The sequence below is a fragment of the Streptomyces sp. NPDC001056 genome, assembly GCF_053598955.1.
The window spans coordinates 147,110-173,286 of the sequence record NZ_JBSFLI010000003.1; the positions used below are offsets into that span (position 1 = coordinate 147,110).

Below are 26,177 nucleotides of genomic sequence, written 5' to 3' on the forward strand. Positions count from 1 at the left end.
CACCCCGAAGGCGGCCGTATCCGTCCGTACCTGCGCTTTCACGCCACCCTGCGCCGCGCGTACTCCGTGATCTCGGTCATCGGCGGCCGCTCCTCGGTGTCCACCGCGTAGGTGCGCGGCTCGAAGCCGGACACGCCCCGCTCGAACTGGGTGAGCGAGGGCCGTACGAGATGGCCGCGGGCCAGCCGCAGCTGCGCCGTGCGGTAGATGGCGGCCGCCATCCGGCCGAGCGCCTGCCCGTCCTGGTGCCGGTGCTTGCGCACCCCGACGTCCACCTGGGCCAGCGCGTCGAGGCCCACCAGGTGCAGCGCGTCCACCAGCATGCCCAGCTCCACGCCGTACCCGACCGGGAACGGCAGCTGTTCGAGCAGCGAGCGCCGGGCCGCGTACTCCCCGCCCAGCGGCTGCACGAAGCCCGCGAGCTGCGGCCAGTGCATGTTCAGCAGCGGGCGCGCCATCAGCTCGGTGACCCGGCCGCCCTGCCCCGCGCTCCCGGCGAGCGGGCGGTCGTACATCGCCTTGACCAGCTGGACGTCCGGCTCGGTGAGCAGCGGGCCGACGATGCCCAGGACGAAGTCGGAGGAGAACTCCCTGAGATCCGCGTCGACGAAGCAGATGATGTCCCCGGTGGCGGCGAGCAGCGAGCGCCACAGCACCTCGCCCTTGCCCCGCACCGCGGGTATCCGGGGCAGGATCGCGTCCCGGTGCACCACCCGCGCGCCCGCCGCGGCGGCGACCTCGGAGGTGCGGTCGGTGGAGCCGGAGTCGATCACCAGGACCTCGTCGACGAGCGGGACCCGCTCCACCAGATCGCGCCGGATCGCCGCCACGATCTCGCCGACGGTCTCCTCCTCGTCGAGGGCGGGCAGCACCACGCTGATGGTCTGGCCGGTGCGCTGCTTGGCCGCCAGGACCTGGTGCGCCGGCCGCTCGCGCACCGACCAGGAGCGGTTGGCCATCCAGCGCTCGACTTCTTCCAGCACGGTCCCCGGCTCCTCACGCTCGTCTCGCGGTACGGACGACTATCTCAACTCTCCTGGCCTTCGGTTACAGTCTTGAACAACGCCGATGACCATCGCATGTCGGGGGTCTCGCGCGCCGACAACCGCATACACAATCGAATACCGCTCATCCAGAGGGGCAGAGGGACACGGCCCGATGAAGCCCCGGCAACCCTCCAGCCGGTTCTCGTCCTCGACCGCTTCGAAATCTCCGAACGCGTCGAGCAGCGGGGCTCCCGGCTAGGGAAGGTGCCAAATCCGTCTCACGGCGAGGTGCGTCGTGAGGAAGATGAGGAGAAAGGGCCTCGCCTCTCATGGCTGTGCAGACAGTTGCAACCTCCGGTAGTTCCACCGTCGATCTCGGCCCCGCCGCCGCCCTGAGCTGTCGCGAGTGCGGTCACCGCGTCCCGCTCGGCCCGGTCTTCGCCTGCGAGGAGTGCTTCGGCCCGCTGGAGATCGCCTACGACTTCTCCGCCTACGACACCGAAGAGCTGCGCAAGCGCATCGAGGACGGCCCCGCCAACATCTGGCGCTATGCCCCGCTGCTCCCGGTCCCGGCCGACGTGGCCGACAAGCCCAACATCAACCCCGGCTGGACCAAGCTCGTCAAGGCCGACAACCTGGCCCGCGAACTGGGCGTCACGGGCGGTCTGTACGTCAAGGACGACTCCGGCAACCCGACGCACTCCTTCAAGGACCGGGTGGTCGCCCAGGCCCTGGAGGCGGCCCGCGCCTTCGGCTTCACCACGCTGTCCTGCTCCTCCACCGGCAACCTGGCGGGTGCCGTCGGCGCCGCCGCCGCCCGCGCGGGCCTGCGCTCCTGCGTCTTCATCCCGCACGACCTGGAGCAGGGCAAGGTCGTCATGGCCGCGGTCTACGGCGGCGAACTCGTCGGCATCGAGGGCAACTACGACGACGTGAACCGCTTCTGCTCCGAGCTGATCGGCGACCCGGCCGGCGAGGGCTGGGGCTTCGTCAACGTGAACCTGCGGCCGTACTACGCCGAGGGCTCCAAGACCCTGGCGTACGAGATCTGCGAGCAGCTCGGCTGGCGGCTGCCCGACCAGCTCGTGATCCCGATCGCCTCCGGCTCCCAGCTCACCAAGATCGACAAGGGCCTCCAGGAGCTGATCAGGCTCGGGCTCGTCGAGGACAAGCCGTACAAGATCTTCGGTGCCCAGGCCGAGGGCTGCTCGCCGGTCTCCACGGCCTTCAAGGCGGGCCACGACGTCGTACGGCCCCAGAAGCCGAACACCATCGCCAAGTCCCTCGCCATCGGCAACCCGGCCGACGGGCCCTACGTCCTCGACATCGCCCGGCGCACCGGCGGCGCCGTGGAGGACGTGACGGACGAGCAGGTCGTGGCCGCGATCAAGCTGCTGGCCCGCACCGAGGGCATCTTCGCCGAGACGGCGGGCGGCGTGACGGTCGGCGTCACGAAGAAGCTCATCGAAAGCGGCGCCCTCGACCCGGCGAAGACCACGGTCGTCCTCAACACCGGCGACGGCCTGAAGACCCTCGACGCGGTGGCCGGCACCGGCCTGACCGCCACCATCCGTCCGACCCTGGACTCCTTCCGAGAGGCTGGCCTCGCATGAGCGTGACCGTTCGCATCCCCACCATTCTGCGTACCTACACCGGCGGACAGGCCGAGGTCGCGGCCGAGGGCACGACCCTCGCCGAGGTCATCGAGGACCTGGAGAAGAACCACACCGGCATCGCCGCCCGCGTCCTGGACGACCAGGGCAAGCTGCGCCGGTTCGTGAACGTCTACGTCAACGACGACGACGTGCGTTTCGAGGAGGGCCTCGCGACCGTCACCCCGGACGGCGCGGGCGTCTCCATCATTCCGGCGGTGGCCGGCGGCTGCTGACCGCGCGATCGATCATTACCTTCGGTAATGACGGTCACCGAAGGTGCATCGGATTGCCCTCTCCGTGAGAGAAGCGGAGGGGGCAATTCTGTGTGATTGAGCGCGGTAGAGTTGGGGAACGCGCCCCCGGACCACCGAGGGTAAGCCCTCGATTCTGCTCCGCGGGCCCGATTAGAAGTAGCCAAAATACCCGGGCTTTCCGCGGCTTTTGTGTCTTTTATGGGGCCCGACTTGCCCTGAAGTCGGGTGAATTCTCCCCACATTCCGGATCGTTCGCGTCCAGAATTCTCGTCCAATTGACCTGTTGCAGACGGCAGTTGGACAGATACATTCAGCCGCGGTCGACGCGTTCCGGCGCACGCCCCCGACCGATTTGGGGGGTGAGGTCTGACCCGGGTCCGCGAAGTGTGGATCTGTGCAAGGGCCAGTAATAGGGGAGTTAGGCATGGCTCAGGGCACCGTCAAGTGGTTCAACGCGGAGAAGGGGTACGGCTTCATCGCGGTCGACGGTGGTGCGGACGTCTTCGTCCACTACAGCGCCATTCAGATGGACGGCTACCGCACCCTGGAGGAGGGCCAGCGGGTCGAGTTCGAGATCTCGCAGGGCCAGAAGGGTCCGCAGGCCGACATGGTTCGCGTCGCCGTCTGAACCTCTCTCGACCGAAGGGCCCGCACCTCGCACAGGGTGCGGGCCCTTCGGCATGCCCGGGTCCGGACCGTGTTCGCCTCCGGCTGACCCGCCCGCCGGGGCCCCGAGGCGCTTGCACTCGACCATGCCGAGTGCTAATCATTGGCGTTAGCACTCTGAAGGTGAGAGTGACAAAGAAGGACCGGGTCGGTGAGGCCCGCAGGCCACGTGGGGCAAGGAACCACAGGCCGGCGAGCCGTCCGTCGCGGGCGCGGGCGCGGTCCGAAGGAATCACCCCCAGTCCTGGAGGGACCACTTCACATGGCCAAGATCATCGCGTTCGACGAGGAGGCGCGGCGCGGCCTCGAGCGCGGCATGAACCAGCTCGCGGACGCCGTCAAGGTGACGCTCGGCCCCAAGGGTCGCAACGTCGTCCTCGAGAAGAAGTGGGGCGCCCCCACGATCACCAACGATGGTGTCTCCATCGCCAAGGAGATCGAGCTCGAGGACCCGTACGAGAAGATCGGCGCCGAGCTGGTCAAGGAAGTCGCCAAGAAGACGGACGACGTCGCCGGTGACGGTACGACCACCGCGACCGTGCTCGCCCAGGCCCTGGTCAAGGAGGGCCTGCGCAACGTCGCCGCCGGTGCCAACCCGATGGCCCTGAAGCGCGGTATCGAGAAGGCCGTCGAGGCCGTCTCCGCCGCCCTGCTGGAGCAGGCGAAGGACGTCGAGACCAAGGAGCAGATCGCCTCCACCGCGTCCATCTCCGCCGCCGACACCCAGATCGGCGAGCTGATCGCCGAGGCCATGGACAAGGTCGGCAAGGAAGGCGTCATCACCGTCGAGGAGAGCAACACCTTCGGTCTGGAGCTGGAGCTCACCGAGGGCATGCGCTTCGACAAGGGCTACATCTCCGCCTACTTCGCGACCGACATGGAGCGCATGGAGGCGTCGCTCGAGGACCCGTACATCCTCATCGCGAACTCCAAGATCGGCTCCGTCAAGGACCTGCTCCCGCTCCTGGAGAAGGTCATGCAGTCGGGCAAGCCGCTGCTGATCATCGCCGAGGACGTCGAGGGCGAGGCCCTGTCGACCCTGGTCGTCAACAAGATCCGCGGCACCTTCAAGTCCGTCGCCGTCAAGGCCCCGGGCTTCGGCGACCGCCGCAAGGCCATGCTCGGCGACATCGCCATCCTCACGGGCGGCGAGGTCATCTCCGAGGAGGTCGGCCTCAAGCTGGAGAACGCGACCCTGGACCTCCTGGGCCGCGCCCGCAAGGTCGTCATCACCAAGGACGAGACCACCATCGTCGACGGTGCCGGCTCCTCCGAGCAGGTCAACGGCCGGGTGAACCAGATCCGCGCCGAGATCGAGAACAGCGACTCCGACTACGACCGCGAGAAGCTCCAGGAGCGCCTGGCCAAGCTCGCCGGCGGCGTCGCGGTCATCAAGGCCGGTGCCGCCACCGAGGTGGAGCTCAAGGAGCGCAAGCACCGCATCGAGGACGCCGTGCGCAACGCCAAGGCGGCCGTCGAGGAGGGCATCGTCGCCGGTGGTGGCGTGGCCCTGCTGCAGGCCTCCCAGGTCTTCGAGAAGCTGGAGCTCGAGGGTGACGAGGCGACCGGCGCCAACGCCGTGCGCATCGCCCTGGAGGCCCCGCTCAAGCAGATCGCCGTCAACGCCGGCCTTGAGGGCGGTGTCGTGGTGGAGAAGGTGCGCAACCTGACCCCGGGCCACGGCCTGAACGCCGCGACCGGCGAGTACGTCGACCTGGTCGCCGAGGGCATCATCGACCCGGCGAAGGTGACCCGTTCCGCGCTGCAGAACGCCGCCTCCATCGCCGCGCTGTTCCTCACCACCGAGGCCGTCATCGCCGACAAGCCGGAGAAGGCCGCCGCGGCCGCTCCGGGCGGCATGCCGGGCGGTGACATGGACTTCTGATCGACCTCCGGTCGATCGACGTCCGTACCGAGGGCGGCACCTCCTGTTCAAGGCAGGAGGTGCCGCCCTCGGGCTTTGGCGTGCGCCCCGGACGTGTCCGGGGTCACAGACGACGGCTTCCGGGCGGGGAATGCTGACCTCGGTACGGCGGCTTACTTAAGCGTCTACAACAATGCGCACTCACATACCGCTGGGTTAGCAGTCTTCTGAGGAGCCCCCACGTGACCGTCGACACGCCCGCCACCTCCCGCGCGGCCCGGGTACTCTCCCGCCCCATCGCGCTCAACGGCCTCACCGTCCCCAACCGGATCGTGATGGCGCCGATGACCCGCATGTTCTCCCCGGGCGGCATCCCCGGCGAGGACGTGCGCTCGTACTACGCCCGCCGCGCCGCCGCGGGCGTCGGCCTGATCGTCACCGAGGGCACGTACGTCGGCCACGAGTCGGCCGGCCAGAGCGACCGGGTGCCGCGGTTCCACGGCGAGGAGCAGCTGGCGGGCTGGGCGAAGGTCGCAGAGGACGTGCACAAGGCCGGCGGCACGATCGTCCCGCAGCTGTGGCACATCGGCATGGTCCGCAAGGACGGCGACGCCCCCTTCCCGGACGCCCCCGCGATGGGCCCCTCCGGCCTGGTCACCGCGGGCGCCGAGCCCACCGGCAAGGCCATGACGCAGAAGGACCTCGACGACGTCATCGCCGCGTTCGCCCAGGCGGCCGCGGACGCCGAGCGCATCGGCTTCGACGGCGTGGAGATCCACGGCGCCCACGGCTACCTCGTCGACCAGTTCCTGTGGGAGGGCACCAACCGCCGCAGCGACGCCTACGGCGGCGACCCGGTGGCCCGCGCCAGGTTCGCCGCGGAGATCGTCGCGGCGGTCCGCGAGCGCGTCTCGGCCACCTTCCCCGTCCTCTTCCGCTACTCGCAGTGGAAGCAGCAGGACTACACCGCCCGGCTCGCCGAGACCCCCCAGGAGCTGGAGGCGATCCTCGCCCCGCTCGCCGCGGCCGGCGTCGACGTCTTCCACGCCTCCACCCGCCGCTACTGGCTGCCCGAGTTCGAGGGCTCCGACCTCAACCTCGCGGGCTGGACGAAGAAGCTCACGGGCAAGCAGACCATCACGGTCGGCTCGGTCGGCCTCGACGGCGACTTCACCGGCGCTTTCGTCGGCGAGGGCTCCCCGGTCCAGGGCATCGACAACCTGCTCGACCGCCTGGAGGCCGACGAGTTCGACATGGTCGCGGTCGGGCGCGCGCTGCTCCAGGACCCCGAGTGGGCGGCGAAGGTGCTCGGCGGCCGCGTCGACGAGCTGGCGCCGTACGACGCGGCGTCGATGAAGACGCTGAGCTGAGGCCTCAGATACCGCCGATGGTGCCGTTCAGCGGCTCGATGTCGACGCGCACCGGGGTGCCCCAGACGCGGAGCACCTCGTAGTCGGTGAACTCGTGCACGAGCCGGTACGCCATCGCCGGCCGTGCGCCGCGCCGCTGGGCGGCGAGGTAGGCCTCGGCCTCCCGGCGGTCCCGGCGCGGGGTCCCGCACAGCTGCCACTCCTGCCCGTTCCACAGCTCCGGCAGCCAGCGCTGCTGGGGTTGCGGGCGGTCGCCCCGGACGCCGTACCGCGAGGGCGCGGCGGCGACCGGCTCCGCCGGGCTCGGCCGGCCCTGGTACTCCGAGCGGCGGGCGGTCCGGCGCCGGGTCTCGCACAGCAGGCACAGATCGGGCGCGCTCTCGTCCACCGGGCCGTGCGGATGCTCCGCGCAGCGGGTCGCGGGGGCGTTCGTCCCGACGCTCTCCTCCAGCAGATCCAGCGCTCTGCGCAGATCCGCCCTGATCTCCCGCAGCCGCCCCTCCGGCGTGTCGGCGGCCAACGCCTCCCCGTGCTCCCCGAGCAACCGAAGCGCTCGCCCCAGGGCGGTCAGCTGGGCGTGATTCATGGTGGTGGGTTCCGGTCGTCGGCGAATTCCTTGTTCCCCAGTGTCCACGATGCCGCCGCGGAGCCGAGGCGGCTTCACGGGTGCTCCCCAAGGGGAGGCTGTGGTGGACTGCGTCCATGATGACGCCATCGGCACGTCTGCTGGACGCCCTCCAGCGCTTCAACGCGTCCCATCCCTGGGACCACAACGCCCACTACCACCCGTGGCTGCTCCGGCAGTTGCCCCGCCGGTTCGGGCGGGCCCTGGACGTCGGATGCGGCTCGGGGGATCTCGTACGCCTGCTCGCGCGCCGGGCCGAGCGGGTGGACGGCATCGACGCCGACCCGGAGATCCTGGAGCGGGCACGGGAGGCCACCGGCTCCACGGCGCGCGTCACGTACACCCTCGGCGCCGCCCCCGGCGAACTGCCGCCCGGCCCCTACGACGTCATCACCTGTGTCGCCGTACTGCACCACCTCCCCTTCGCCGAGACCCTCACCCGGTTCCGGGCGGAGCTGGCGCCCGGGGGGACGCTGGTCGTCGTGGGGTGCGCCCGGGACGAGGACGTGCGCGGGGTGCTCTCCGTGCCGCTCAACGCGCTGGCCGGCTGGGTGAAGAACCGGGGGCGGACCGCCGCACGGCGGCCCGTGAGCATGACCGCGCCCACCCGGCGACCGGAGATGGACTTCTCAGAGATCGCCGGGGAGGCGCGTCGGCTGTTGCCCGGGGTCCGGCTGCGGCGCGGGTTCTTCTGGCGGTACACCCTGGTCTGGCGCGCGTCGTGAGAGGGCGAGGTACGTCGTCAGGAAGCCGACCAGGTAGCCCGCGAGGAGGCCGCCCGCGTAGATCGCGACGGTGACCGCCGGGCCGCGGTTGCCGGACAGCAGGGGGAAGAGCGCCCAGCCCGAGGGGCCGATCGCCGTCGCGCCGACCTTGGTGCCGAGCATCGCGAAGGAGCCGATGAAGGCGCCGCCGGCCGCGCCGCCCGCGCAGGCCGTCAGGAAGGGGCGGCCGAGCGGAAGGGAGACGCCGTAGACCAGGGGTTCGCCGATGCCGAGGAGGCCGGCGGGCAGGGCCGAGCGGATCGTCGTACGCAAAGAGGTGTGGTGGCGGAGGCGGAGGTACACCGCCAGGGCCGCGCCCACCTGGCCCGCCCCCGCCATGGACAGCAGCGGGAGCAGGACGGTGTAGCCCTGCTGCTGGATCAGCGTGGCGTGGACGGGGATCAGGGCTTGGTGGAGGCCCAGCACGACCAGGGGGAGGAAGAGGCCGCCCAGGAGGAGGCCGGCCGGCGCGCCCGTCGTGGCCAGGAGCCGGTTCGCGGCCGTGCCGATCGCCGTGGCCACCGCGCCCGCCGTGTACATCAGGCCGTAGAGCGTGACCAGGCCGGGCACGAGGACGGTCACCGCCGGGGTGAGCAGGACGTCGAGGGCGTCGGGGACGCGGCCCCGGCAGAACCTCTCCACCCGGGTGGCCAGGAACGCCGCCGCCAGGGCGCCGAGCACCCCGCCCTGGCCGGGGGCGAGGTGCACCCCGAAGGCCGTCACCTTCGCCACGCCCGGGTACACGACCACCGCGGCCACCGCCGCGCCCAGCACCGGCGTACCGCCGAACTCCTGCGCCGTGTGGTAGCCGACGAACACCGCGAGCAGCGCCATGAAGGCCGACGCCACCGTGGTGAGCGCGGGGGTCAGGCCGGGGAGCCAACCGGCGTTCTGGAGCACGCCGTTGACGCCCGCGAGGATGCCGCAGCCGATCAGGGCGGGGATGAGCGGGACGAAGACGTTCGCGACCCGGCGCAGGGCGGTTCTGAAGGGGGTGGCGTCGCGGCGGCGCAGCCCCTCCTCCAGGGCCGTTTCGGACGGGGCCTGCCGTACCGCCCGCGCCCGCACCTCCGCCGTCACCGCCTCCACCACCCCCGGCCCCAGCACGATCTGCCACGCGTCCCCGTCCTCCACCACTCCCAGCACCCCCGGCACCGCCCGCAGCCCCGCCCCGTCCGCCGCGCCGGGGTCCGCGAGGGACAGCCGCAGCCGGGTCATGCAGTGGGTCGCGGAGGTGACGTTGGCCGGGCCGCCGACGTGGGCGAGGACGGCGGTCGCGGTGGAGGCGGGGTCCGTGTGCACCCCCCGAGCGTGCGCGTCAGCCGGTCGCGCGGGCGAGCGCGGCGCGCAGACGGCCGCCGGAGTCCTCCAGAAGGCGGGCGGCCGTCGGGCCGTCGACCTCGGCCAGCAGGACGAGGATCGCCCTCTTCACCTCGCCCCCCGACTCGGTCAGCGCCCGCTCGATCTCCGCGTCGCCCGCGCCGGTGGCCAGCGCCACGATCCGCCGGGAGCGCGCCCGCAGCTTGGCGTTGGAGGCGCGCACGTCGACCATCAGGTTCCCGTAGGTCTTGCCGAGCCGGATCATCGTGATGGTCGACAGCATGTTGAGGACGAGCTTCTGCGCGGTGCCCGCCTTGAGCCGGGTCGAGCCGGTGATCAGTTCGGGGCCGACGACGATCTCGATGCCGTGCTCGGCGGCGGCCGCCAGCGCGCTGTGCTCGTTGCAGGCGAGCCCGATGGTCAGGGCGCCCTGCGCGCGGGCGTGCTCGACCGCGCCGACGGCGTACGGGGTGCGGCCCGACGCGGAGACGCCGACCACCGTGTCCTCGGGGGTGAGCTTGAGCGCGTCGAGGTCGGCGCGGGCCAGCTCGCCGGAGTCCTCCGCGCCCTCCACGGAGGAGACCATCGCCTCGGGGCCGCCCGCGATCAGGCCGACGACCTGGGCGGGATCGGTGTTGAAGGTGGGCGGGCACTCGGAGGCGTCCAGGACGCCGAGGCGCCCGGCGGTGCCCGCGCCGGCGTAGATCAGGCGTCCGCCGCGGGTCATCCGCGCGGCCACCGCGTCGATGGCGGCGCAGATGTGGGGGAGCTGTCCGGCGACGGCGCCGGGCACGCCCGCGTCCTCGCCGTTCATCAGTCTGGCGATGTCGAGGGTGGGCAGGCGGTCGATGTCGGCGAGTTCGGGTCGGAAGGCCTCGGTGGTCAGCGAGGCCAGCTGGCTGCGCAGGTCATGGGAGGTCATGGGAGCGGCTCTCTCGGTCTCGAATGCCGGTTGGTGTTCCCCCGGTGCCGGTGCTCACCCGACGTCGACGCCGGTGCTCACCTGGATTTGCTGCGGTGCCGGTGCGCCAGCGCCTCGTACGACGCGGCCAGCGAGGGCGCCGCCGTCTCGTACGTGCGCTGGGCCACTCCCACGAACAGGCAGTCCACCACGAGCAGTTGGCTGGTCCGCGAGGACATCGCGGCCGGCCGCAGCTCGGTCTCCCGTGAGGTGGACGTGGTCAGTACGTGGTCGGCGTACTGGGTGACCGGTGAGTCGGGGCGGCCGGTGATGGCCACCGTGGTCGCCCCGTGCTCGAAGGCGACCCGCAACGGCTCGATGACGTCCCCCGTCGAGCCGGAGTGGGTGATCGCGATCGCCACGTCGCCCGAGCGGAGCTGGACGGCGTTGGTCACGGCGAGGTGCGGATCGCTGTGCGCGTGCGCTATGAGCCCTATGCGCAGCAGCTTCTGGGTGAGGTCCTGGGCGACGAGCCCGGACGCCCCTATGCCGTACACATCGGTGCGGCGGGCGCCGGCGAGCGCGGTGACGGCCGCGCCGAGCTGGCCGGTGTCGAGTCCGGCGGCGGTGTCGGCGAGGGTCTGCTGCTCCTCGTAGGCCAGTTTGGCGACGACATCGGCGATCGGGTCGTCCACGGCGATGTCGGTGGTGATGGCGGGCGCCCGCCCGGACTGCTGCTGGGCGGCCAGGCCCGCGAGGGCGAGCCGCAGGTCCCGGTAGCCGGGGTAGCCGAGCAGCCGCGCGGTGCGCACGACCGTGGCCTCGCTGGTGCCGGTCAGTTCGGCGAGGCCGGTGACCGTGAGGGCGGCGCAGCCGGCCGGGTCGTTCGCCACGGCCTCGGCGACGCGCTGCATGGACCGGGTCATCGACGGAGCGAGGGTGCGCACCTTGGCGGCGAGCGAGCCCACCGGACTGCCGAAACTTTCCTTCACGTCCTGGGTCACCTCTGAAAGATATTTTCGGTTCGGTGTCCGGGTCAAGAGTGCGCACAATGGGTTGTATGGAGCCCATCACCCCCCTTGAACAGGCCCTGCACGCGGCCCGCGCCCTGGTCCTCGCCGATCTGGTCGCGGGCCGTGTGGCGGAGGCGGACGTGGTCTCGCTGGTCGAGGACTCCGTGGCGCAGCGGCGCTGGTGGGTGGAGCAGTGGCCGGACGGCATGCGCTACGTGGCCGGACTGGTCGCACAGGACGTCCAGGACGCGCTGCTCGAACGGTACGGTCGCTGGCCGCTGTGCCCGGTCTGCGGCTCCGGCGACCCGCACGCGCTGGACGTGGAGCCGGAACTGGGCCCCGACCCGCACTGGGTCTGCCACCAGGCGGGCGTGAAGGTCGCGGCGGTCGGCTCGCTGGGCTCCGCCGTCGGCGGGGCGCCGTCCTCGTGAGGCGCCCGTGACGGTGTACATCGACCCGCCCACCTGGTCGGGTCACGGCCGCCTGTGGTCGCACCTGGTGAGCGATGTGTCGTACGACGAACTGCGGCTGTTCGCGGACGGGTTGGGGGTGCCCCGGCGGGCCTTCGAGCGCGATCACTACGACCTTCCGTCGCACCGGTACGGCGACGCGGTGGCGGCCGGTGCGGTGGAGGTCAGCAGCCGCGAAGTGGTGCGGCTGCTGCGGGAGTCGGGACTGCGGCGGCCCAAGGGGCTGGTGCGGCGGGGGATTTCCTAGGCGCGTGTCAGGAGCGCAGCTCGTACGCCACGAGCCGGTCGTCGATCGCGCCGACCGGGTCGAACCCGGCGCGGGTGAGGACCGCCTGGGAGGCGGTGTTGGCCGCCTGCGCCCTCGCGTGCACGGTCCGTACGTCGTCGCGGGCCAGCGCCCACCGGGCCAGCGCGCGCAGTGCCTCCGTGGCGTAGCCCCGGCCGCGGGCGGCCGCGCAGACGTTGTAGCCGATCTCCACGCGCCCGTCCTCGTCCGGGGTGCCGTGGAAGCCCAGGGCGCCGACCGCGCGGTCGTCCTCCGCGCGGACGAGGGCGAAGGTGGTGAACTCGGGCCGGTGGACGCCCGCTTCGTAGGCCGTCAGCAGCATCCTGGCGGCGTCCCGTGTGCCCTGCTCGGGGCCGCCCTCGATCCAGTCGAAGCCGCCGTCGCCGTCGAGGACGAGATCGCGGGCGGCGGCCGGGCGGACGCCGGTGAGGACGAGGCGTTCGGTGGGCAGGACGAGGTTGTTGTGCCAGCGCCACTCGGTGACCGGGGCCCGGCCGTGCAGCTCGCCCCGGCCGGTCGCCCACAGCAGGGTCGACCAGGGCTCGGGGCCGGGCCGCACGTGCGGGAAGATCGTGGCCAGGACGGAATCGGCGAGTTCGGCGGACGGCTCGTAGGGGAGACCGAGGCCCTCGGCCATGTCGTGGGTGTGCAGCAGGACTTCGGCCACGCCCATCGCGGCGAAGCCCACGCGGTCGGCGCTGCGGAACGGGTAGGGGTGGAAGGCCCGGACACCGGGCGGGGCGGTGGCCACGGCGGCGGCGAGCAGCGCGCCGGTGGCCTCGACGACCTGGAGCAGCCCCGCGTTGTCGGTGCCCTCGTCCGGCTTCAGGGCGAAGGGCACATAGGCGTCCTGGGCGCGCCCGGCCAGATTGGCGGCATACGCGACGAGGTCGTCGGCGACGTGCACGGCGGTGGTGTGGCAGTCCCACTCCACCCGCCCGGCGCGTACGCTCCGCCAGTCCCGGTCAATCGCCTTGCGCAGTACGGCCAGGCACCCCGCCACGGCCTCGGTCACATGATCCCCGCTCATCGGTCGCATGGGCGCACCCTAGGCCGGGGACGCCCTCACGGCGACAGCATTTCCAGCTCGGCGGCGAGGTTGTAGCGGGCCGTGGCCTCCCAGTGCTCCCGGCCGTAGGGGGTGTGGAACAGCCTCGGCAGGGCGGCGAGTTGGCGCAGGACGGCGCAGCGGCCCTGCCGGAAGGCGTCGTTCGGGACGAAGTGGTACTCCTCGCGCACCTCGGCGGTGTAGGCGGCGTACGCCGACGGGGGCGCCGCCAGGATCGCGAGGTCCGCGTCGCACAGCACCCGGCCGTCGCGGTCGTCGTCGGCCGGATCGTGCGTGACGGTCAGCCGGACGAGCCGGGCCACCTCCCGGGTCTTCGCCTCCGGCACCCCGGCCTCGGGCAGCGCGCGCTCGGCCAGCCGTGCCGAGCGCTCCTCGTTCTCGGAACGCTCCGGGAGGTAGACGGCGTCGTGGAACCAGGCGGCCAGGCGTACGACGTCCGGGTCGGCCGCGTACTCCTGGAGCGCGTCGACGTGGTCGAGCACGGCGGTGAGGTGGGCCAGGGTGTGGTAGCGGCGCTGGGGTTCCCGCCAGCGGGCGAGGAGGTCGTCCGCGTAGGGGGCGGGGTCCGGGCCGCCCTCGGGGGAGCGGGCGGCGTCCAGGGCGCGGGCGAAGCGGAGGCGGAGGGCGTCGAGGTCGGCCATGGGCCCATTCTCGCGTGGCGCCCGTCCGGCGGGGCACCGGCGCGGGCCGGCGGCGTACTGGCGCCCGCCCGGCGGCGTACCCTTAAATTGGACTAGACCTCTATTGGATCTCTGGCCGCGACGAATGGGGTGCCATGAGCAAGCGTGCAGTCCTGGAGGTGATCGCCCTCGACGTCGAGGACGCGGTCGCCGCCCAGGCGGGAGGCGCGGACCGCCTGGAGCTGGTCACCGAGATGGCCGCCGACGGGCTCACCCCGTCCGCCGCCACCGTCGCCGGCATCCGTGCCGCCGTCGACATCGACCTGCGCGTGATGCTGCGCCTCGCGGACGGGTTCGCGGCCGGTGACGTGGCGCGGCTGCTCCGGGTGGCGCAGGAGATGCGGGAGGCGGGCGCCGACCAGTTCGTGCTGGGGTTCCTCGACGCGGACGGCGGGGTGGACCTGGCCGCCGTGGAGCGGGTGGCCGACGCGCTGGAGGGCTGCCGGTGGACCTTCCACCGCGCCATCGACCGGGCCGCCGACCGGGACGTCCTGCGCAAGCAGCTCGCGGGCCTGCCCGGCCTCGACACGTACCTCACCGCGGGCGCCGCCACCGGCGTGGACGAGGGGGCGCCGACCCTGCTGGCCGAGTCCGCCCGCCGCGGTGAACCGGGCTACGGCCCGACCATCCTCGTCGGCGGCGGTCTCCGCCTCGACCACGTCCCGCCCCTGCTCGCCGCCGGCCTCGACGCCTTCCACATCGGCGGCGCGGCCCGCCCGCAGGGCTGGCACGGGCCGGTGTCGGAGGGCGCGGTCAAGGAGTGGCGGAGGGTGCTGGACGGCGCGGCCGGCTGGTCCCGGGGTCCCTGCGGCACGTGCGAGCCGTCGCGGTGACGCGCGGGGTGGCCGCTAGTCGACGTCCACCGGGCCGTCGTCCGACTTCTTCTCGCGGCGGGCGTCGAGCTGGAGCAGGCCGTTGCCCCGGGCCCCCTCGGAGCGGTTGCCGTCCGACTCCTGGCCGCTGAGGTTCTGGCGGACCGAGTCGAGGATCGTCAGGCCCTGGGAGACCAGGCCGGCCGCGATCTCGCCGAGGCCGTCCGCGCCGTTCAGGACGTTGACGTTGGCGCCGGCCAGACCGCCGGCCGCCTCCTTCACGATCTGCGGCAGCTGGTCGATCAGCATCCGGTCCAGCGCGACACGGTCGTACGACGCCGCTGCCTCGGCCTGGATCTTCATCCGCTGGGCCTCGGCCGCCGCGAGGATTTTGACCCGCTCGGCCTCCGCCTCGGCCGGCCTCACGACCTCGGCCACCAGCTGCTGCTGCCGCAGCAGCGCCTGGCGCTGGGCCAACTCGGTCTGCGCGTCCAGCACTTCCTGCTGCGCGTGCGCCTGCGCCAGCGGACCGGCCTGCGCGGCCTGCGCCTGCGCCCGGTCCACCTCGGCCGAGTACTCGGCCTTGACGACGGCGGTCTGCCGGGCGTACTCCGCCTGCCGGCGCGCCGCCTCCTGCTCGGCCTCCACCGCGGCCTGCGTGGCCTGCGCCTGCGCGATCTGCGCCTGGCGCCGGATGGCCGCCTTGTGCGGGGCGGACATCGCCTCGATGTAACCGGTGTCGCCGTCGTCGATCGACTGGATCTGCAGCGAGTCCACGATCAGGCCGATCTTGGCCATCTCCATCTTGGAGGTGTCCAGCACCTCGGCGGCCAGCTTCTGCCGCTCGGTGACGATCTCCTCGACGGTCATCGAGCCGATGATGGCGCGCAGGTGGCCGGCGAAGATCCGGCCGGTGAGCACCGACATCTGGTCCTGGTCGGAGAGGAAGCGCTGACCGGCGTTGATGATGCTCTCGTGGTCGTTGCCGACCTTGAAGGCGATGACGGCACGCACGTGCAGGGCGATGCCCTGCTTGGTCACGCAGGTCTCGGTCACCTCCGACTCGCACATCGCCAGCGAGAGGAAGCGGGTCTTGCGGAAGAACGGGACCACGAACTTGCCGTGGCCCGTCACCACTCGGAACGGCGCGCCCCCCAGTCCCCGTCGTCCGCCCGAGATCAACATCGCCTCGTCCGGCGCGGGTACGCGGTATCCGAACATCTTCTCGTACTCCTCAGCAGGCGTCGGCGGCGTCGCCGCCGAGCGCGTCCAATGGATCTGCCCATTCGATGACGCCGATCTCGCGGCATCCTCGCGATTCGATCACGAGGACCGTCGCACCCGGCGGCAGGGGATCCTCCGACCAGGCGAGAAACGTCTCGGAACCGCCCCTGACCCGGACCAGCACCTCGCCGGGCCCGGCGGATCCACGTGTTCCGATAAGGACCTTCCCCGTACGGCCGATCACGGCCTCGTCCTGCGGCATCACCGGCCGTCCTCCTCGCCCTGGCCTCAGGATTCCGACGATAGCCCCCGTCGGGCCGGGGACCAACGGGCGGGAGGTCACATCCCGTGCACGGGCTCCGCAAGCTGCTCCGGCAGGGGCGCCGCGTGGGTCACGACGAGGCCGGAGACCGCTCGGGTGAGGGCCACGTACAGGCGGCGCAGGCCCGTGCGCTCGTCCGGTTCGCCGTCGACGACCGCCCGGGGTTCGTCCAGGACCACGTAGTCGTACTCCAGACCCTTGGCGAGCGAGGCCGGTACGAGGGTCAGCCGCGTCTCGCGGGTCGTCTCCTCGCCCGGCGCGAGATATCCGATCCCCGCGGCGGTGAGCGCCTCGGCCAGCGCGGGGATCCGGGCGTCGGCGGCGATCAGCCCGGTCGAGCCCTCGTTGGCCAGCAACTCCCGGCACGCGGCGATGACCTGGTCGGCGACGACGGCCTGGTCCGCGGCGTCGGTCCGGTCCGCCGGGCCGACCGTACGGACCTCGAAGAAGCCCGGGTTCTCGCGCACCGAGGCGACCGGGGTGAGGCCCGGGGCGATGTGCGGGAGCAGCCGGGAGGCATACGTGATGACGTCGGTCGGCACACGGAAACCGGCCGTCAACTCCTCGATCACGCCTTCCTGTTTGCCCAGGTGGCCCAGCGCCTCCTGCCAACTGCGCGTCGCCCAGGGCGTCGTGCCCTGCGCGAGGTCGCCGAGGACGGTCGCGCTGCCCGTGGTGCAGCGGCGGCCCACCGCCCGGTACTGCATGGGGGAGAGGTCCTGCGCCTCGTCCAGGACGACATGGCCGAGCGAGTGCGTGCGCTGGACGAGGTCGGCCGCCTCGTCGATCAACACCGCGTCCGCGGCGGACCACTTGGCCGACTTCACGCTGCGGGCCGGCTTGGTCCACAGGATCGCCTTCTGCTCGTCCTCGTCCAGCAGCCCGGCCGCGTGCTCGGCGAGGAACTCCGGCTCGCCGAGCAGCCGCAGCACCAGCTTCGCCGGGTCGACGGCCGGCCAGATCGCCTTCACGGCCGCCTTCACCGCGCTGTTGCGCGCCACCGCGTCCTGCACCCGGTCGTCCGGCGCCTCCCCGGCCCGCTCCATCTGCACCAGCACCGCGTGCGCGATCCGCTGCGGCAGGGCCTCGCGAGCGGCGCCGTACCGGATCTCCCGGTCCAGCAACTGCCGTACCAGCTCCTCCAGTTCGTACGCCGGGACCCGCCAGCGCCGCGAACCGCGCACGACCAGCACCGGTTCCGTCGGCGGGGTCACGTACGAGTACAGGGCCCGGCGCAGCACCTCGGCCATCCGGGCGTCGCCCTTGACCACCGCGGCGGCCGCGTCGTCCGTGCCGCGTACCTCCACATGGGCCACCAGGTCGTCCACGGTGGCCTGCTGCACGGCCAGCTCGCCCAGTGCCGGCAGCACCTGCTCGATGTAGTGCAGGAAGGACTTGTTCGGGCCGATGACCAGGGTGCCGGTGCGGGCGAGGCGCTCGCGGTGCGCGTACAGCAGGTACGCCACCCGGTGCAGGCCGACGGCGGTCTTCCCGGTGCCGGGGCCGCCCTGGACGCAGACGGTGCCGCCGAGGCCGCTGCGGACGATCTCGTCCTGCTCGGGCTGGATGGTGGCGACGATGTCCCGCATCGGGCCGACGCGCGGACGCTCGATCTCCTGCTGGAGCAGCTTGCTGGTGGTGGCCGCCTCGGCCGGGTCGGACAGCCGCTCGTCCTCGTACGCGGTCAGCTCGCCGCCGGTGTAGCCGAAGCGGCGGCGCAGCCCGATGTCCATCGGGTCCTTCTTGGACGCCCGGTAGAACGGCTGGGAGACCGGGGCGCGCCAGTCGATGACCATGGGGTCGCCGTCGGCGTCGTGCACGTGCCGGCGTCCGATGTAGAACTGCTCGCCCTCGGCGCCCTCGGCCTGCTCCGCGCCCGGGGCGTGCAGGTAGTCGAGCCGGCCGAAGAACAGCGGGGTGTCGCTGAGGTCGGCCAGCGCCTTGATGCGGTCGTCGATCTGGCGGCTGAGCACCGCGGCGTTGACCCAGTTCGCGGTGACGTCCCGGATGTCCAGCGCCTCCACGTCCTCGCGCATGGCACGCAGGGCGGCGCGGGAGGACGCGAGGTGGGAGCGCTCGCGGGAGAGGGGGTCGGTGGCGGGGTCGGCTGCCTGGTCGTGGGCGGACGTGGACAAGGGGGTGCCTCCGGTGGGCCTGCTGCGTGGCGGTACGACGGTGACGGGTGTCGCCGTGACGACATTGCCGTCCGGTTCCGGCCGGACGGCGGCTCTCCGCGGAGGGGAGGCGGGCAAGGGACGGGATTTTAGTGAGGCGGCGGGGGGAACGCCAACGGATTTGGCGCGAGCCGCTTTCCGGCCATTTCCCGGGGACCACGTGCCGCGGGGTTCTCCCTTGTCCCCTAGGGGATGCGGGTGGGCCGGCGTAGGGGTCGCGTCCACCTGTGGGCGCGGTTCAAGGCCTCCGGAACTGGACCCCTGGACCGATACCGCGAAAGGCATCGGAGTTCCACCATGGAGTCATGAGCGCAGCAACCGTTTCCCCCTCCCCTCCCCGGCCCCCGACCGGAGCCACGGCCGTGGACGGCGCTCCGCGCCACTTCCTCGGCAGTGCCCTGCGCGCGCTGAAGGTGTTCGCGGAGGCGGCGTTCGGCGTCGTCATCCTCGGCGAGTACGGCGAGGAGGCGGGCATACGCCGCGTGTGACGGCGCCCCCCCCGGCTCGTCAGCCCTCGGTCTCCGAGAGGATCTCGTCCGCGTCCATGATCCGGTAGGCGTAGCCCTGTTCGGCCAGGAAGCGCTGGCGGTGGGCGGCGAAGTCCTGGTCGATGGTGTCGCGGGCCACGACCGAGTAGAAGTGCGCCTGGTGCCCGTCGGCCTTGGGCCGCAGCACCCGGCCGAGCCGCTGGGCCTCCTCCTGGCGGGAGCCGAAGGTGCCGGACACCTGGATGGCGACCGTGGCCTCGGGCAGGTCGATGGAGAAGTTGGCGACCTTGGACACCACCAGCACGTTGATCTCGCCCTCGCGGAAGGCGTCGAAGAGCTTCTCGCGCTGGGCGTTGGAGGTCTCGCCCTTGATGACCGGGGCGTCCAGGTGCTCGCCCAGCTCGTCGAGTTGGTCGATGTACTGACCGATCACGAGGATCTGCTGGCCGGTGAACCGGCGGACGATCGCCTCCGTGACCTTCCGCTTGGTGTCCGTGGTGGCACAGAAGCGGTACTTCTCCTCCGTCTCGGCCGTGGCGTACGCCAGCCGCTCGGACTCCGTCAGGTTCACCCGGACCTCGACGCAGTCGGCGGGCGCGATGTAGCCCTGCGCCTCGATCTCCTTCCAGGGCGCGTCGAACCGCTTGGGCCCGATCAGGGAGAACACGTCCGACTCGCGGCCGTCCTCGCGCACCAGCGTGGCGGTCAGCCCCAGCCGCCGCCGTGCCTGGAGATCGGCGGTGAACTTGAAGACGGGAGCCGGCAGCAGATGCACCTCGTCGTAGACGATCAGTCCCCAGTCCCGGGAGTCGAACAGCTCCAGGTGCGGATAGACGCCCTTCCGCTTGGTCGTCAGCACCTGGTACGTGGCGATGGTGACCGGGCGGATCTCCTTGCGGGTCCCGCTGTACTCGCCGATCTCGTCCTCGGTCAGCGAGGTCCGCTTCACCAGCTCGTGCTTCCACTGCCGGGCGGAGACGGTGTTGGTCACGAGGATCAGGGTGGTCGACTTCGCCTCGGCCATGGAGGCCGCGCCCACCAGCGTCTTGCCCGCGCCGCAGGGCAGCACCACGACACCGCTGCCACCGTGCCAGAAGTTCTCCACGGCCTGCTTCTGGTAGGGCCGCAGGGTCCAGCCGTCCTCGCGCAGGTCGATGGGGTGCGCCTCGCCGTCCACGTAGCCGGCGAGGTCCTCGGCCGGCCAGCCGAGCTTCAGCAGCGTCTGCTTGATCTGCCCGCGCTCGGAGGGGTGCACCACGACCGTGTCCGGGTCGATCCGCGCGCCGACCAGCGGGGCGATCCGCTTGGACTTCAGGACCTCCTCAAGCACCGGCCGGTCCGTGGTGGTCAGCACGAGCCCGTGCGCGGGGTGCTTGGAGAGGGTGAGGCGGCCGTAGCGGTCCATCGTCTCGGCGACGTCCACGAGCAGCGCGTGCGGCACGGGGTAGCGGCTGTACTGCACCAGCGCGTCCACGACCTGCTCCGCGTCGTGCCCCGCGGCCCGCGCGTTCCACAGCCCGAGCGGGGTCACCCGATAGGTGTGGATGTGCTCGGGCGCCCGCTCCAGCTCGGCGAACGGCGCGATGGCCCGCCGGCAGTCGTCGGCCCGCTCGTGGTCGACTTCCAGGAGCAGGGTCTTGTCGGACTGTACGATCAGTGGACCATTCACGCGTGGCACACCCTTTCCACTACGGCCTCCACGACGGCCAAACGTCCAGTGTGCCCCATCCGGCCGCGATCACGGCGGGCCGTGGGCCGACTCGGTCCGCCCCGGTCAGTCCTCGGCGAGTTCCGCGACCCCGGTGATGCGGTGCAGCGGGTAGGTGCGGACCTCGTCCGCCGTGTGGTCGTAGGCGGTCACGAAGCCGCCCTCCACGCGGATCGGGGCGATGACGCGCTGGCTGGCGGCCCCCTCGGCGTTGACGTAGCCGATCCACAGGGAATCTCCGGTGAGCACGGCGGCCTGCACGGTGGCCAGGGTGTCGGCGGAGGAGGTGCGGGGCAGCTCACCGGCGGCCGGGTCCGTGCCGGTCTGCTTGCGGGGGGTCGTGGCGGCCAGATCGCCGGCCCGGATCGCGCGGATCGCGGCCGTGAGGAGCGTGGGGTCGGGCGGCGGCGGACCGTCGGGCACCGGTTCGGGCGCGGTCCGCGGCGGGGTGCGATGGGCGTGGGCGCGGGTGATCAGGACATCGCCCTCGGCGGACTCGGCGGCGGGCGCGAAGCCCATCGCGCGCAGGCCTTCCAGCAGGGCGGCCGGGTCGGACTGGGCGGCCAGCACGGTCGGGGCGAGGCGGCGCAGGCGCAGGGCGGTGGCGCGCTTGTCGGCGAGGATCTCGTTCAGCAGGGCGTCGTCGTCGCAGCGGACGTAGGCCGAGGCGGCGCCGACCCGCAGATGGCCGTGCTTGCGGGCCACGTCGTCGATCAGGTAGGCGAGCGGCTGCGGGACCGGGGTGCGCGAGTGCCGGGCCAGGAAGTCGTGCAGATCGGCGGCGGCCCGCCCGGCGTCCAGGGCGCGGCGCACCGACGCCGGTGTGAACCGGTACACCGTCGCGCCGCCCTTCGACTCGACGTCCGCGAGCACGCCCAGCATCTCCGCGAGCGGCCGCTCCAGCGGCCCCGGCGCGACGGCCGTCAGGTCGGCCTGGAGGAGGACGTGGTCGAGGGGTTCGGGGAGGAGCGGGGCGAGGAGACGGGCCGCGGCGGCGGTGGCGGCGGCTTGTTCGGTGGGGGAGAGGGGAGCGGGGGCGTGAAGGGGGGCGGGGGCCGCGGGGGTGGCGGGGGACGCGGGGGTGGCGGGGGCGGTCGCGCGGTGGCGGACGGGGAGCTTGGCGCCGGGGCCGGGGGGTTCGGCCGTGTCGGCGCCGGCCGGGCCTGCCGTGCCGGTGGGGCTGCCCGCGCCGTGAGGGGTGCCGCCGGGGACTGCCGTGCCGCCGGTGTCCGTCGAGTCGGCCGTGCCCGCCGCCGGTGCGCCCAGCAGCGCCCTGCCGTGGCCGGACAGCGCGCCCCGGCCCGTGACGCCCAGCAGTTCCGCCTCCGTGAGGGTCCAGCGGGCGAGGCGGGTGCGGAGGTCTTCGGCGGGGGTGCCCCGGCCGGGGCGGGAGGCGCTCGCGGCGCCCCGCAGGGGGCGTTCCCAGTGGAGGCGGGCCAGCACGGACTCGGGGTCGGGGGCGGTGCCCGCGGGGAGGCCGGCCAGCAGGGTCAGGACCCGGTGCCGTACCTCGGGCGCGGCCGAGCGGTCGAGGCCGGGGCCGAGCGCGGAGAGGGTGCGGTCCTTCGCGTCCCGGCCGCCGACCAGGCCCGGCGACCGGGTGGCCGTCAGCCAGGACCGGGCGAGCAGCGCCCAGCGTTCGGCCGGGGGCCGCTCCAGCCACTCGTCGTAGAAGGGGGTGGCGGCGTACCGCTCGTCGGCCTCGCCGTCGGAGGCCAGCAGGCCCGCCGCATAGGCCAGTTCGATCCAGAACGCGGCGACCGGTTCGGGCGCGTCCAGGGCGACGGCGGTCCGCTTGAGATCGCGCACGCTGAGGCCCCCGGCCCGCAGTACCGCGGGGCCGCCCTCGTCCCAGTCCTTCAGCAGCTCCTCGACGGTGGCGAGCGCGGTGTGCGCCTGCCCGGCCGCCGTCGCGTCCACACCCTGTGGACGGTGGGTCGCGGTCGGCTCCACCGCGGGCGGCAGCGGCTCGGGCCGCCGGTGGGCGCGGCCCGCGCGCAGGTGCAGGGCCACCTCGCGGGGCAGTACGACGGTGCCGGGAGCCGTCGGCAGCAGCAGGCCCCGGTCGAGGAGCCAGCGCAGATGGGCGGCCGGTTCCGGGGTGACCTGCCCGTACGGCGGCCCCCACACCAGCCGGGACAGCACCTCCAGGGAGCCCTCCGGTGCCCCGGCGAGCAGCCCGGCCATCTTCTCGCGATCGGTGAACAGCGCGGTCAGCGCGGTCACCGCCGACACCGAGTCATGGGTCGAGGCCAGCCCCGCCGTGGTCACGATCTCCTGGATCCGCCCCGGCGACATGCCGGAGGTGGCCTCGTGCACGGTCGGTCCGAGCCCGGTCGGCGAGGGGTGCTGCGGGGACGGCGCGAGCAGCTCGCGGGCGGTGCGCACCAGGCGCAGCCGGTCGTCGTCGCCCCACACCAGTGCCTGCTCGCGCAGGGTGCCGAGAGCGCGGGGGAGCGCGGCGGCCACCGTCTCGTCCCCGGCGTCCCCGGCCATCAGCCCGAGCAGGGTGGCGTCCGAGGCCGGGTCGGGGGCCACGGCCAGAGCCTCGGCGGTCTGCAGGGCGAAGCGGTCCAGCCGTTCCAGGGCCCGCAGCACCGAGGCCCGGGTGCCGGCCCGGGTGGCCAGCTGGGTCAGATCGGTGGGGACGGGCGTGATGAGGTCCGGGCGGCTGCGCAGCAGCGCGGCCAGGGAGGCGTCGTCCCTGGCGCGGAGCGCCTCCGCGAGGGACCGAGGGGCTGGGCTGGCCTCTTGGCTCATCCGGCCAACGGTAGCGGGTTGCCTGCGGTGGTTCAGCCGTGGCGGGCACGGGCTCGCTCTGCGCTACCGTCCTCACGGGGTTTCAGTCGGCGTCACCCCGGAGGGATTCCGTGGGCATCGAAAGCGACAAGGTCGTCTACGAGTATCTGAGCCGCGTCGGGGACGTCGCTGCGCAACGGCAGCTGCCGTCGTCCACGCGCATGCGGCTGGTCTCGGAGCTGCGCAACGAGATCGACCGCGACCGGGCCAGGGCGACGGTGGACAGTCCCGCCGCGGTCCGCCGCATCCTGGAGCGGCTCGGTACGCCGGACGAGGTGGTCGAGGCCGCGGGCGGCACCGGGCCGGTGGACGGCGCCGGCCGCCCGTCCGCCGCCGTACCGGCGCAGCCCGCGCCACGGGAGCGGGAGGCCGCGGCACCGCCCGAGGAGCGTCCGAGGGGTCTTCGGCGTGTCGTACCCCGCCCGCGGCCCACCGAGCCCCGGTCCGAGCCGTCCGTGCCGCGGGACGTGCCGACCCCGCCGCACATCGCCGCCGCGCACGAGCTGGGCGACCCGGACGCGGCGCCCGACTGGTGGCGGCTGGCCGACGGTGCCTTCGGCGGGGCCAGGAACAGCCCCTTCCTGGACACCGATCCGGTGCCGGGCTTCGTCGGCGGCGTGGAGATCCCGGATCTGCTGCGACGGCCGCCGCACGAGACGGAGAAGGCGCGGCAGGAGGCCGCCGGAGAGCCCGCGGCGGAGAAGGCCGCCCCCGCCCCCGCGCCCGCCCGGCGCTTCGGCCTGTTCCCGCGCCGTGCCCCCGCGACCGCCCCCGCCGCCGAGGCCGCGGCAGGCGACGCCCCGACCCGCCGCCTGCTGCCGGGTCCCGCCGCGGGCTGGTCCAACCCCTTCCTGCTGCTGGCCGCGGCCGCGCTGGTGGCCGGGGCCGTGCTCGGGAACTGGTTCGCGCTGCTCGCCGGCTGGGCGATCGCCTACACCTCCCGGCGCCTGTCCCCGGCGGAGAGCAAGTGGGCCGTGCTGGTGCTGCCCGGCACCGCGGCCGCGGTGGGCCTGGTGTGGCTGTGGGGACGCCAGAGCGGCCGCTGGGGCGACCCGATCGCCCAGGGGCACATGGGCGACGCCGTCTCCCAGACCTGGCCCTGGGTGGTGCGGGGCGCGGCCGTCGCCTCGGCCCTCTACCTGGCGTGGCGCTCACAGCGCAAGGGCTGAGCGCGGACGCCGGGCGCAGCGGCTGATCACCGGGGCCGGTCGCGGCGGCCGGGCACCGAGAACCGGTCGGTCACGGCCACGGGGATGGGGACTGTCGGTCCCGCCTGGCACCATGTCCCCCATGGCCTCCCTCACCGTCGGCTTCGACCTCGACATGACCCTCATCGACTCCCGGCCGGGTATCCGCGCGTGCTACGTGGCGCTGGCGGAGCGGACGGGGACGTACATCGACGCCGACCTGGCGATCACCCGGCTCGGCCCGCCGCTGGCGGAGGAGCTGGTGAACTGGTTCCCGGCGGAGCGGGTGGCCGCCGTGGCCGACCTGTACCGGGAGATGTACCCCTCCATAGCCATCGCCGCGACCCCGGCCATGGAAGGCGCCCGCGAGGCCATGGCGGCGGTGCGCGCGGCCGGCGGGCGGACCATGGTGGTCACCGCGAAGTACGAGCCCAACGCGAAGCTGCACCTGGCCCACCTGGGCATCGAGCCCGACGTGGTCGTGGGCGACCTGTGGGCCGAGCAGAAGGCGCAGGCGCTGCGCGAGCACGGCGCGGGGGTGTACGTCGGCGACCACACCGGGGACGTGCGTGGGGCGCGTACGGCGGGCGCGCTGTCGGTCGCCGTGGCGACCGGGCCCTGCCCGGCGGACGAACTGCGCGCGGCCGGGGCGGACGTCGTCCTGGACGACCTGTCCGCCTTCCCGTCGTGGCTGGCCGATTACCGCCCCTGACCGAAGGCCACCGGGGCCGGTGGCTACCGGGACGCGGAGGCGCCGCGCGCCTGCCGTCGGCCCGCCGCGATCGACCGCAGCACTCCCGCGCCGGCCACGAGGAAGCCGACGCCCATCAGCATGCACAGTCCGTACATGTAGGTGGGAAACGGCTTGGTTCCGAGGAACAAAGGGACCATGGTGACCAGGGTGGCCAGGGCCCCGACGAAGAACACGATGGCACCGGCGCGGATGAGTCCGTCGCCGGGCCCGGCGGAATTCGCTTGGGTTTTGTCACGCACCGGACCAGGGTAGTTCCTGCGCGAGAGAACGACCGGGGGACGTCTTGTCACCGGGTCCAAGACCATTAGCCTTGATGGCGGCGGGTCACAGTCGACCCGCTCTAGTGCTGTCAAGAGCCGTTTCCGAAGCATTTTCCCGACGAGTACGAGGACGAGGACAGACGTGCCTACCGGCAAGGTCAAGTGGTTCAACAGCGAGAAGGGCTTCGGCTTTCTCTCCCGCGACGACGGCGGTGACGTCTTCGTCCATTCCTCGGTCCTCCCCGCCGGAGTCGAAGCGCTCAAGCCGGGACAGCGAGTGGAGTTCGGCGTGGTCGCCGGTCAGCGCGGCGACCAGGCGCTGTCGGTGATCGTGCTCGACCCGACGCCCTCCGTGGCCGCCGCCCAGCGCAAGAAGCCCGACGAGCTGGCCTCGATCGTGCAGGACCTGACGACCCTCCTCGAGAACATCACCCCGATGCTGGAGAAGGGCCGCTATCCCGAGAAGGCCTCCGGCAAGAAGATCGCCGGCCTGCTCCGCGCGGTCGCCGACCAGCTGGACGTCTGA

26 protein-coding genes and 1 riboswitch are annotated in these 26,177 nt (G+C 72.8%); of the genes, 13 read left to right on the top strand and 13 right to left on the bottom strand.

Annotation, left to right across the window (positions count from 1 at the left end):
• Positions 1-38 precede the first annotated feature (38 nt).
• Positions 39-983: a glucosyl-3-phosphoglycerate synthase gene (locus tag ACWDD7_RS05425; RefSeq protein ID WP_450456444.1), complete on the bottom strand. Its 945-nt coding sequence runs from the start codon at positions 981-983 to the stop codon at positions 39-41.
• Between the two features lie 142 nt (positions 984-1,125).
• A riboswitch (SAM riboswitch) is annotated at positions 1,126-1,297 on the top strand.
• A gap of 18 nt (positions 1,298-1,315) precedes the next feature.
• Here ACWDD7_RS05425 and thrC point away from each other — a divergent pair.
• The 5 genes from thrC (at position 1,316) to ACWDD7_RS05450 (ending at position 6,795) form a co-directional block, all read left to right on the top strand.
• The gene (thrC, locus tag ACWDD7_RS05430) at positions 1,316-2,599 is read left to right on the top strand and encodes a threonine synthase (protein WP_351866647.1); all 1,284 of its coding nucleotides are present in this window, start codon (positions 1,316-1,318) and stop codon (positions 2,597-2,599) included.
• Positions 2,596-2,874 carry a MoaD/ThiS family protein gene (locus ACWDD7_RS05435; RefSeq protein WP_351866645.1) on the top strand — a complete coding sequence of 93 codons (279 nt, stop codon included), beginning with the start codon at positions 2,596-2,598 and terminating at the stop codon, positions 2,872-2,874. Before thrC ends, ACWDD7_RS05435 begins: the two co-directional genes overlap by 4 nt.
• A gap of 445 nt (positions 2,875-3,319) precedes the next feature.
• Entirely contained in the window at positions 3,320-3,523 is a 204-nt protein-coding gene (locus ACWDD7_RS05440) for a cold-shock protein (protein WP_037653356.1), read from the top strand.
• Between the two features lie 300 nt (positions 3,524-3,823).
• Positions 3,824-5,446: a chaperonin GroEL gene (gene groL, locus ACWDD7_RS05445; RefSeq protein ID WP_037653355.1), complete on the top strand. Its 1,623-nt coding sequence runs from the start codon at positions 3,824-3,826 to the stop codon at positions 5,444-5,446.
• Between the two features lie 221 nt (positions 5,447-5,667).
• Positions 5,668-6,795 (top strand): NADH:flavin oxidoreductase, encoded by a 1,128-nt coding sequence (locus ACWDD7_RS05450; RefSeq protein ID WP_392216011.1) that lies wholly within the window; start codon positions 5,668-5,670, stop codon positions 6,793-6,795.
• Between the two features lie 4 nt (positions 6,796-6,799).
• On the opposite strand, the gene ACWDD7_RS05455 is transcribed toward ACWDD7_RS05450, so the two are convergent.
• Complete coding sequence (locus tag ACWDD7_RS05455; protein WP_351866639.1) at positions 6,800-7,381, bottom strand: hypothetical protein; 582 nt, start codon at positions 7,379-7,381, stop codon at positions 6,800-6,802.
• Positions 7,382-7,497: 116 nt separating this feature from the next.
• Here ACWDD7_RS05455 and ACWDD7_RS05460 point away from each other — a divergent pair, with 116 nt between their 5' ends.
• Positions 7,498-8,145 (top strand): class I SAM-dependent methyltransferase, encoded by a 648-nt coding sequence (locus tag ACWDD7_RS05460; protein WP_450456445.1) that lies wholly within the window; start codon positions 7,498-7,500, stop codon positions 8,143-8,145.
• On the opposite strand, the gene ACWDD7_RS05465 is transcribed toward ACWDD7_RS05460, so the two are convergent.
• The 3 genes from ACWDD7_RS05465 to ACWDD7_RS05475 all read right to left on the bottom strand — a co-directional run bounded on the left by ACWDD7_RS05465 (position 8,050) and on the right by ACWDD7_RS05475 (position 11,409).
• On the bottom strand, positions 8,050-9,486 hold the full coding sequence (locus ACWDD7_RS05465) for a PTS transporter subunit EIIC (protein WP_450456446.1): 1,437 nt from the start codon (positions 9,484-9,486) through the stop codon (positions 8,050-8,052). The two genes, ACWDD7_RS05460 and ACWDD7_RS05465, sit on opposite strands and share 96 nt — an antisense overlap.
• A 16-nt stretch (positions 9,487-9,502) precedes the next feature.
• On the bottom strand, positions 9,503-10,426 hold the full coding sequence (murQ, locus tag ACWDD7_RS05470; protein ID WP_450456447.1) for an N-acetylmuramic acid 6-phosphate etherase: 924 nt from the start codon (positions 10,424-10,426) through the stop codon (positions 9,503-9,505).
• Between the two features lie 77 nt (positions 10,427-10,503).
• On the bottom strand, positions 10,504-11,409 hold the full coding sequence (locus tag ACWDD7_RS05475) for a MurR/RpiR family transcriptional regulator (protein WP_351866628.1): 906 nt from the start codon (positions 11,407-11,409) through the stop codon (positions 10,504-10,506).
• Between the two features lie 56 nt (positions 11,410-11,465).
• Here ACWDD7_RS05475 and ACWDD7_RS05480 point away from each other — a divergent pair, with 56 nt between their 5' ends.
• Together ACWDD7_RS05480 and ACWDD7_RS05485 are read left to right on the top strand one after the other, a co-directional pair.
• A complete protein-coding gene (locus tag ACWDD7_RS05480; RefSeq protein WP_351866625.1) occupies positions 11,466-11,849 on the top strand; it encodes a hypothetical protein in 384 nt (127 codons plus the stop codon).
• Between the two features lie 7 nt (positions 11,850-11,856).
• Positions 11,857-12,135, top strand: a complete 279-nt coding sequence (locus ACWDD7_RS05485; protein ID WP_450456448.1) for a DUF4031 domain-containing protein — start codon at positions 11,857-11,859, stop codon at positions 12,133-12,135.
• Positions 12,136-12,142: 7 nt separating this feature from the next.
• On the opposite strand, the gene ACWDD7_RS05490 is transcribed toward ACWDD7_RS05485, so the two are convergent.
• Together ACWDD7_RS05490 and ACWDD7_RS05495 are read right to left on the bottom strand one after the other, a co-directional pair.
• Positions 12,143-13,213, bottom strand: coding sequence for a GNAT family N-acetyltransferase (locus ACWDD7_RS05490; RefSeq protein WP_450456449.1), 1,071 nt, complete (start codon positions 13,211-13,213; stop codon positions 12,143-12,145).
• Between the two features lie 26 nt (positions 13,214-13,239).
• Complete coding sequence (locus tag ACWDD7_RS05495; RefSeq protein WP_450456450.1) at positions 13,240-13,884, bottom strand: HD domain-containing protein; 645 nt, start codon at positions 13,882-13,884, stop codon at positions 13,240-13,242.
• A gap of 134 nt (positions 13,885-14,018) precedes the next feature.
• On the opposite strand from ACWDD7_RS05495, the gene ACWDD7_RS05500 reads away from it, so the two are divergent.
• Positions 14,019-14,756, top strand: coding sequence for a copper homeostasis protein CutC (locus ACWDD7_RS05500; protein ID WP_450456451.1), 738 nt, complete (start codon positions 14,019-14,021; stop codon positions 14,754-14,756).
• 15 nt (positions 14,757-14,771) lie between these two features.
• Here ACWDD7_RS05500 and ACWDD7_RS05505 read toward each other — a convergent pair whose 3' ends face one another.
• The 3 genes from ACWDD7_RS05505 to ACWDD7_RS05515 all read right to left on the bottom strand — a co-directional run bounded on the left by ACWDD7_RS05505 (position 14,772) and on the right by ACWDD7_RS05515 (position 18,317).
• Positions 14,772-15,956, bottom strand: a complete 1,185-nt coding sequence (locus ACWDD7_RS05505; protein ID WP_351866615.1) for an SPFH domain-containing protein — start codon at positions 15,954-15,956, stop codon at positions 14,772-14,774.
• A gap of 13 nt (positions 15,957-15,969) precedes the next feature.
• On the bottom strand, positions 15,970-16,221 hold the full coding sequence (locus ACWDD7_RS05510) for a hypothetical protein (RefSeq protein ID WP_351866612.1): 252 nt from the start codon (positions 16,219-16,221) through the stop codon (positions 15,970-15,972).
• A 77-nt stretch (positions 16,222-16,298) separates the two neighbouring features.
• Positions 16,299-18,317 carry a HelD family protein gene (locus tag ACWDD7_RS05515; RefSeq protein ID WP_450456553.1) on the bottom strand — a complete coding sequence of 673 codons (2,019 nt, stop codon included), beginning with the start codon at positions 18,315-18,317 and terminating at the stop codon, positions 16,299-16,301.
• 443 nt (positions 18,318-18,760) lie between these two features.
• Between ACWDD7_RS05515 and ACWDD7_RS05520 the strand changes: the two genes are divergently transcribed.
• Complete coding sequence (locus ACWDD7_RS05520) at positions 18,761-18,943, top strand: hypothetical protein (RefSeq protein ID WP_351866610.1); 183 nt, start codon at positions 18,761-18,763, stop codon at positions 18,941-18,943.
• 19 nt (positions 18,944-18,962) lie between these two features.
• On the opposite strand, the gene ACWDD7_RS05525 is transcribed toward ACWDD7_RS05520, so the two are convergent.
• Positions 18,963-20,612: a DNA repair helicase XPB gene (locus ACWDD7_RS05525; protein WP_351866608.1), complete on the bottom strand. Its 1,650-nt coding sequence runs from the start codon at positions 20,610-20,612 to the stop codon at positions 18,963-18,965.
• A gap of 105 nt (positions 20,613-20,717) precedes the next feature.
• On the bottom strand, positions 20,718-23,411 hold the full coding sequence (locus ACWDD7_RS05530) for a helicase-associated domain-containing protein (RefSeq protein ID WP_450456452.1): 2,694 nt from the start codon (positions 23,409-23,411) through the stop codon (positions 20,718-20,720).
• A 110-nt stretch (positions 23,412-23,521) separates the two neighbouring features.
• Between ACWDD7_RS05530 and ACWDD7_RS05535 the strand changes: the two genes are divergently transcribed.
• On the top strand, positions 23,522-24,619 hold the full coding sequence (locus ACWDD7_RS05535) for a hypothetical protein (RefSeq protein ID WP_450456453.1): 1,098 nt from the start codon (positions 23,522-23,524) through the stop codon (positions 24,617-24,619).
• A 112-nt stretch (positions 24,620-24,731) separates the two neighbouring features.
• Positions 24,732-25,349: an HAD family hydrolase gene (locus ACWDD7_RS05540; RefSeq protein WP_351866600.1), complete on the top strand. Its 618-nt coding sequence runs from the start codon at positions 24,732-24,734 to the stop codon at positions 25,347-25,349.
• Between the two features lie 23 nt (positions 25,350-25,372).
• Here the strand turns inward: ACWDD7_RS05540 and ACWDD7_RS05545 are convergent, their stop codons facing one another.
• Positions 25,373-25,630: a hypothetical protein gene (locus tag ACWDD7_RS05545; RefSeq protein ID WP_351866598.1), complete on the bottom strand. Its 258-nt coding sequence runs from the start codon at positions 25,628-25,630 to the stop codon at positions 25,373-25,375.
• 163 nt (positions 25,631-25,793) lie between these two features.
• Here ACWDD7_RS05545 and ACWDD7_RS05550 point away from each other — a divergent pair, with 163 nt between their 5' ends.
• Positions 25,794-26,177, top strand: coding sequence for a cold-shock protein (locus ACWDD7_RS05550; protein WP_285559186.1), 384 nt, complete (start codon positions 25,794-25,796; stop codon positions 26,175-26,177).

Coding starts and splice junctions, on each gene's coding strand:
- ACWDD7_RS05435 (WP_351866645.1), top strand. CDS start 2,596: ATGAGCGTGACCGTTCGCATCCCCACCATTCTGCGTACCTACACCGGC.
- murQ (WP_450456447.1), bottom strand. CDS start 10,426: ATGACCTCCCATGACCTGCGCAGCCAGCTGGCCTCGCTGACCACCGAG.
- ACWDD7_RS05495 (WP_450456450.1), bottom strand. CDS start 13,884: ATGGCCGACCTCGACGCCCTCCGCCTCCGCTTCGCCCGCGCCCTGGAC.
- ACWDD7_RS05490 (WP_450456449.1), bottom strand. CDS start 13,213: ATGCGACCGATGAGCGGGGATCATGTGACCGAGGCCGTGGCGGGGTGC.
- groL (WP_037653355.1), top strand. CDS start 3,824: ATGGCCAAGATCATCGCGTTCGACGAGGAGGCGCGGCGCGGCCTCGAG.
- ACWDD7_RS05505 (WP_351866615.1), bottom strand. CDS start 15,956: ATGTTCGGATACCGCGTACCCGCGCCGGACGAGGCGATGTTGATCTCG.
- ACWDD7_RS05480 (WP_351866625.1), top strand. CDS start 11,466: ATGGAGCCCATCACCCCCCTTGAACAGGCCCTGCACGCGGCCCGCGCC.
- ACWDD7_RS05530 (WP_450456452.1), bottom strand. CDS start 23,411: ATGAGCCAAGAGGCCAGCCCAGCCCCTCGGTCCCTCGCGGAGGCGCTC.
- ACWDD7_RS05460 (WP_450456445.1), top strand. CDS start 7,498: ATGATGACGCCATCGGCACGTCTGCTGGACGCCCTCCAGCGCTTCAAC.
- thrC (WP_351866647.1), top strand. CDS start 1,316: ATGGCTGTGCAGACAGTTGCAACCTCCGGTAGTTCCACCGTCGATCTC.
- ACWDD7_RS05540 (WP_351866600.1), top strand. CDS start 24,732: ATGTCCCCCATGGCCTCCCTCACCGTCGGCTTCGACCTCGACATGACC.
- ACWDD7_RS05515 (WP_450456553.1), bottom strand. CDS start 18,317: ATGCGCGAGGACGTGGAGGCGCTGGACATCCGGGACGTCACCGCGAAC.
- ACWDD7_RS05520 (WP_351866610.1), top strand. CDS start 18,761: ATGAGCGCAGCAACCGTTTCCCCCTCCCCTCCCCGGCCCCCGACCGGA.
- ACWDD7_RS05500 (WP_450456451.1), top strand. CDS start 14,019: ATGAGCAAGCGTGCAGTCCTGGAGGTGATCGCCCTCGACGTCGAGGAC.
- ACWDD7_RS05455 (WP_351866639.1), bottom strand. CDS start 7,381: ATGAATCACGCCCAGCTGACCGCCCTGGGGCGAGCGCTTCGGTTGCTC.
- ACWDD7_RS05510 (WP_351866612.1), bottom strand. CDS start 16,221: ATGCCGCAGGACGAGGCCGTGATCGGCCGTACGGGGAAGGTCCTTATC.
- ACWDD7_RS05440 (WP_037653356.1), top strand. CDS start 3,320: ATGGCTCAGGGCACCGTCAAGTGGTTCAACGCGGAGAAGGGGTACGGC.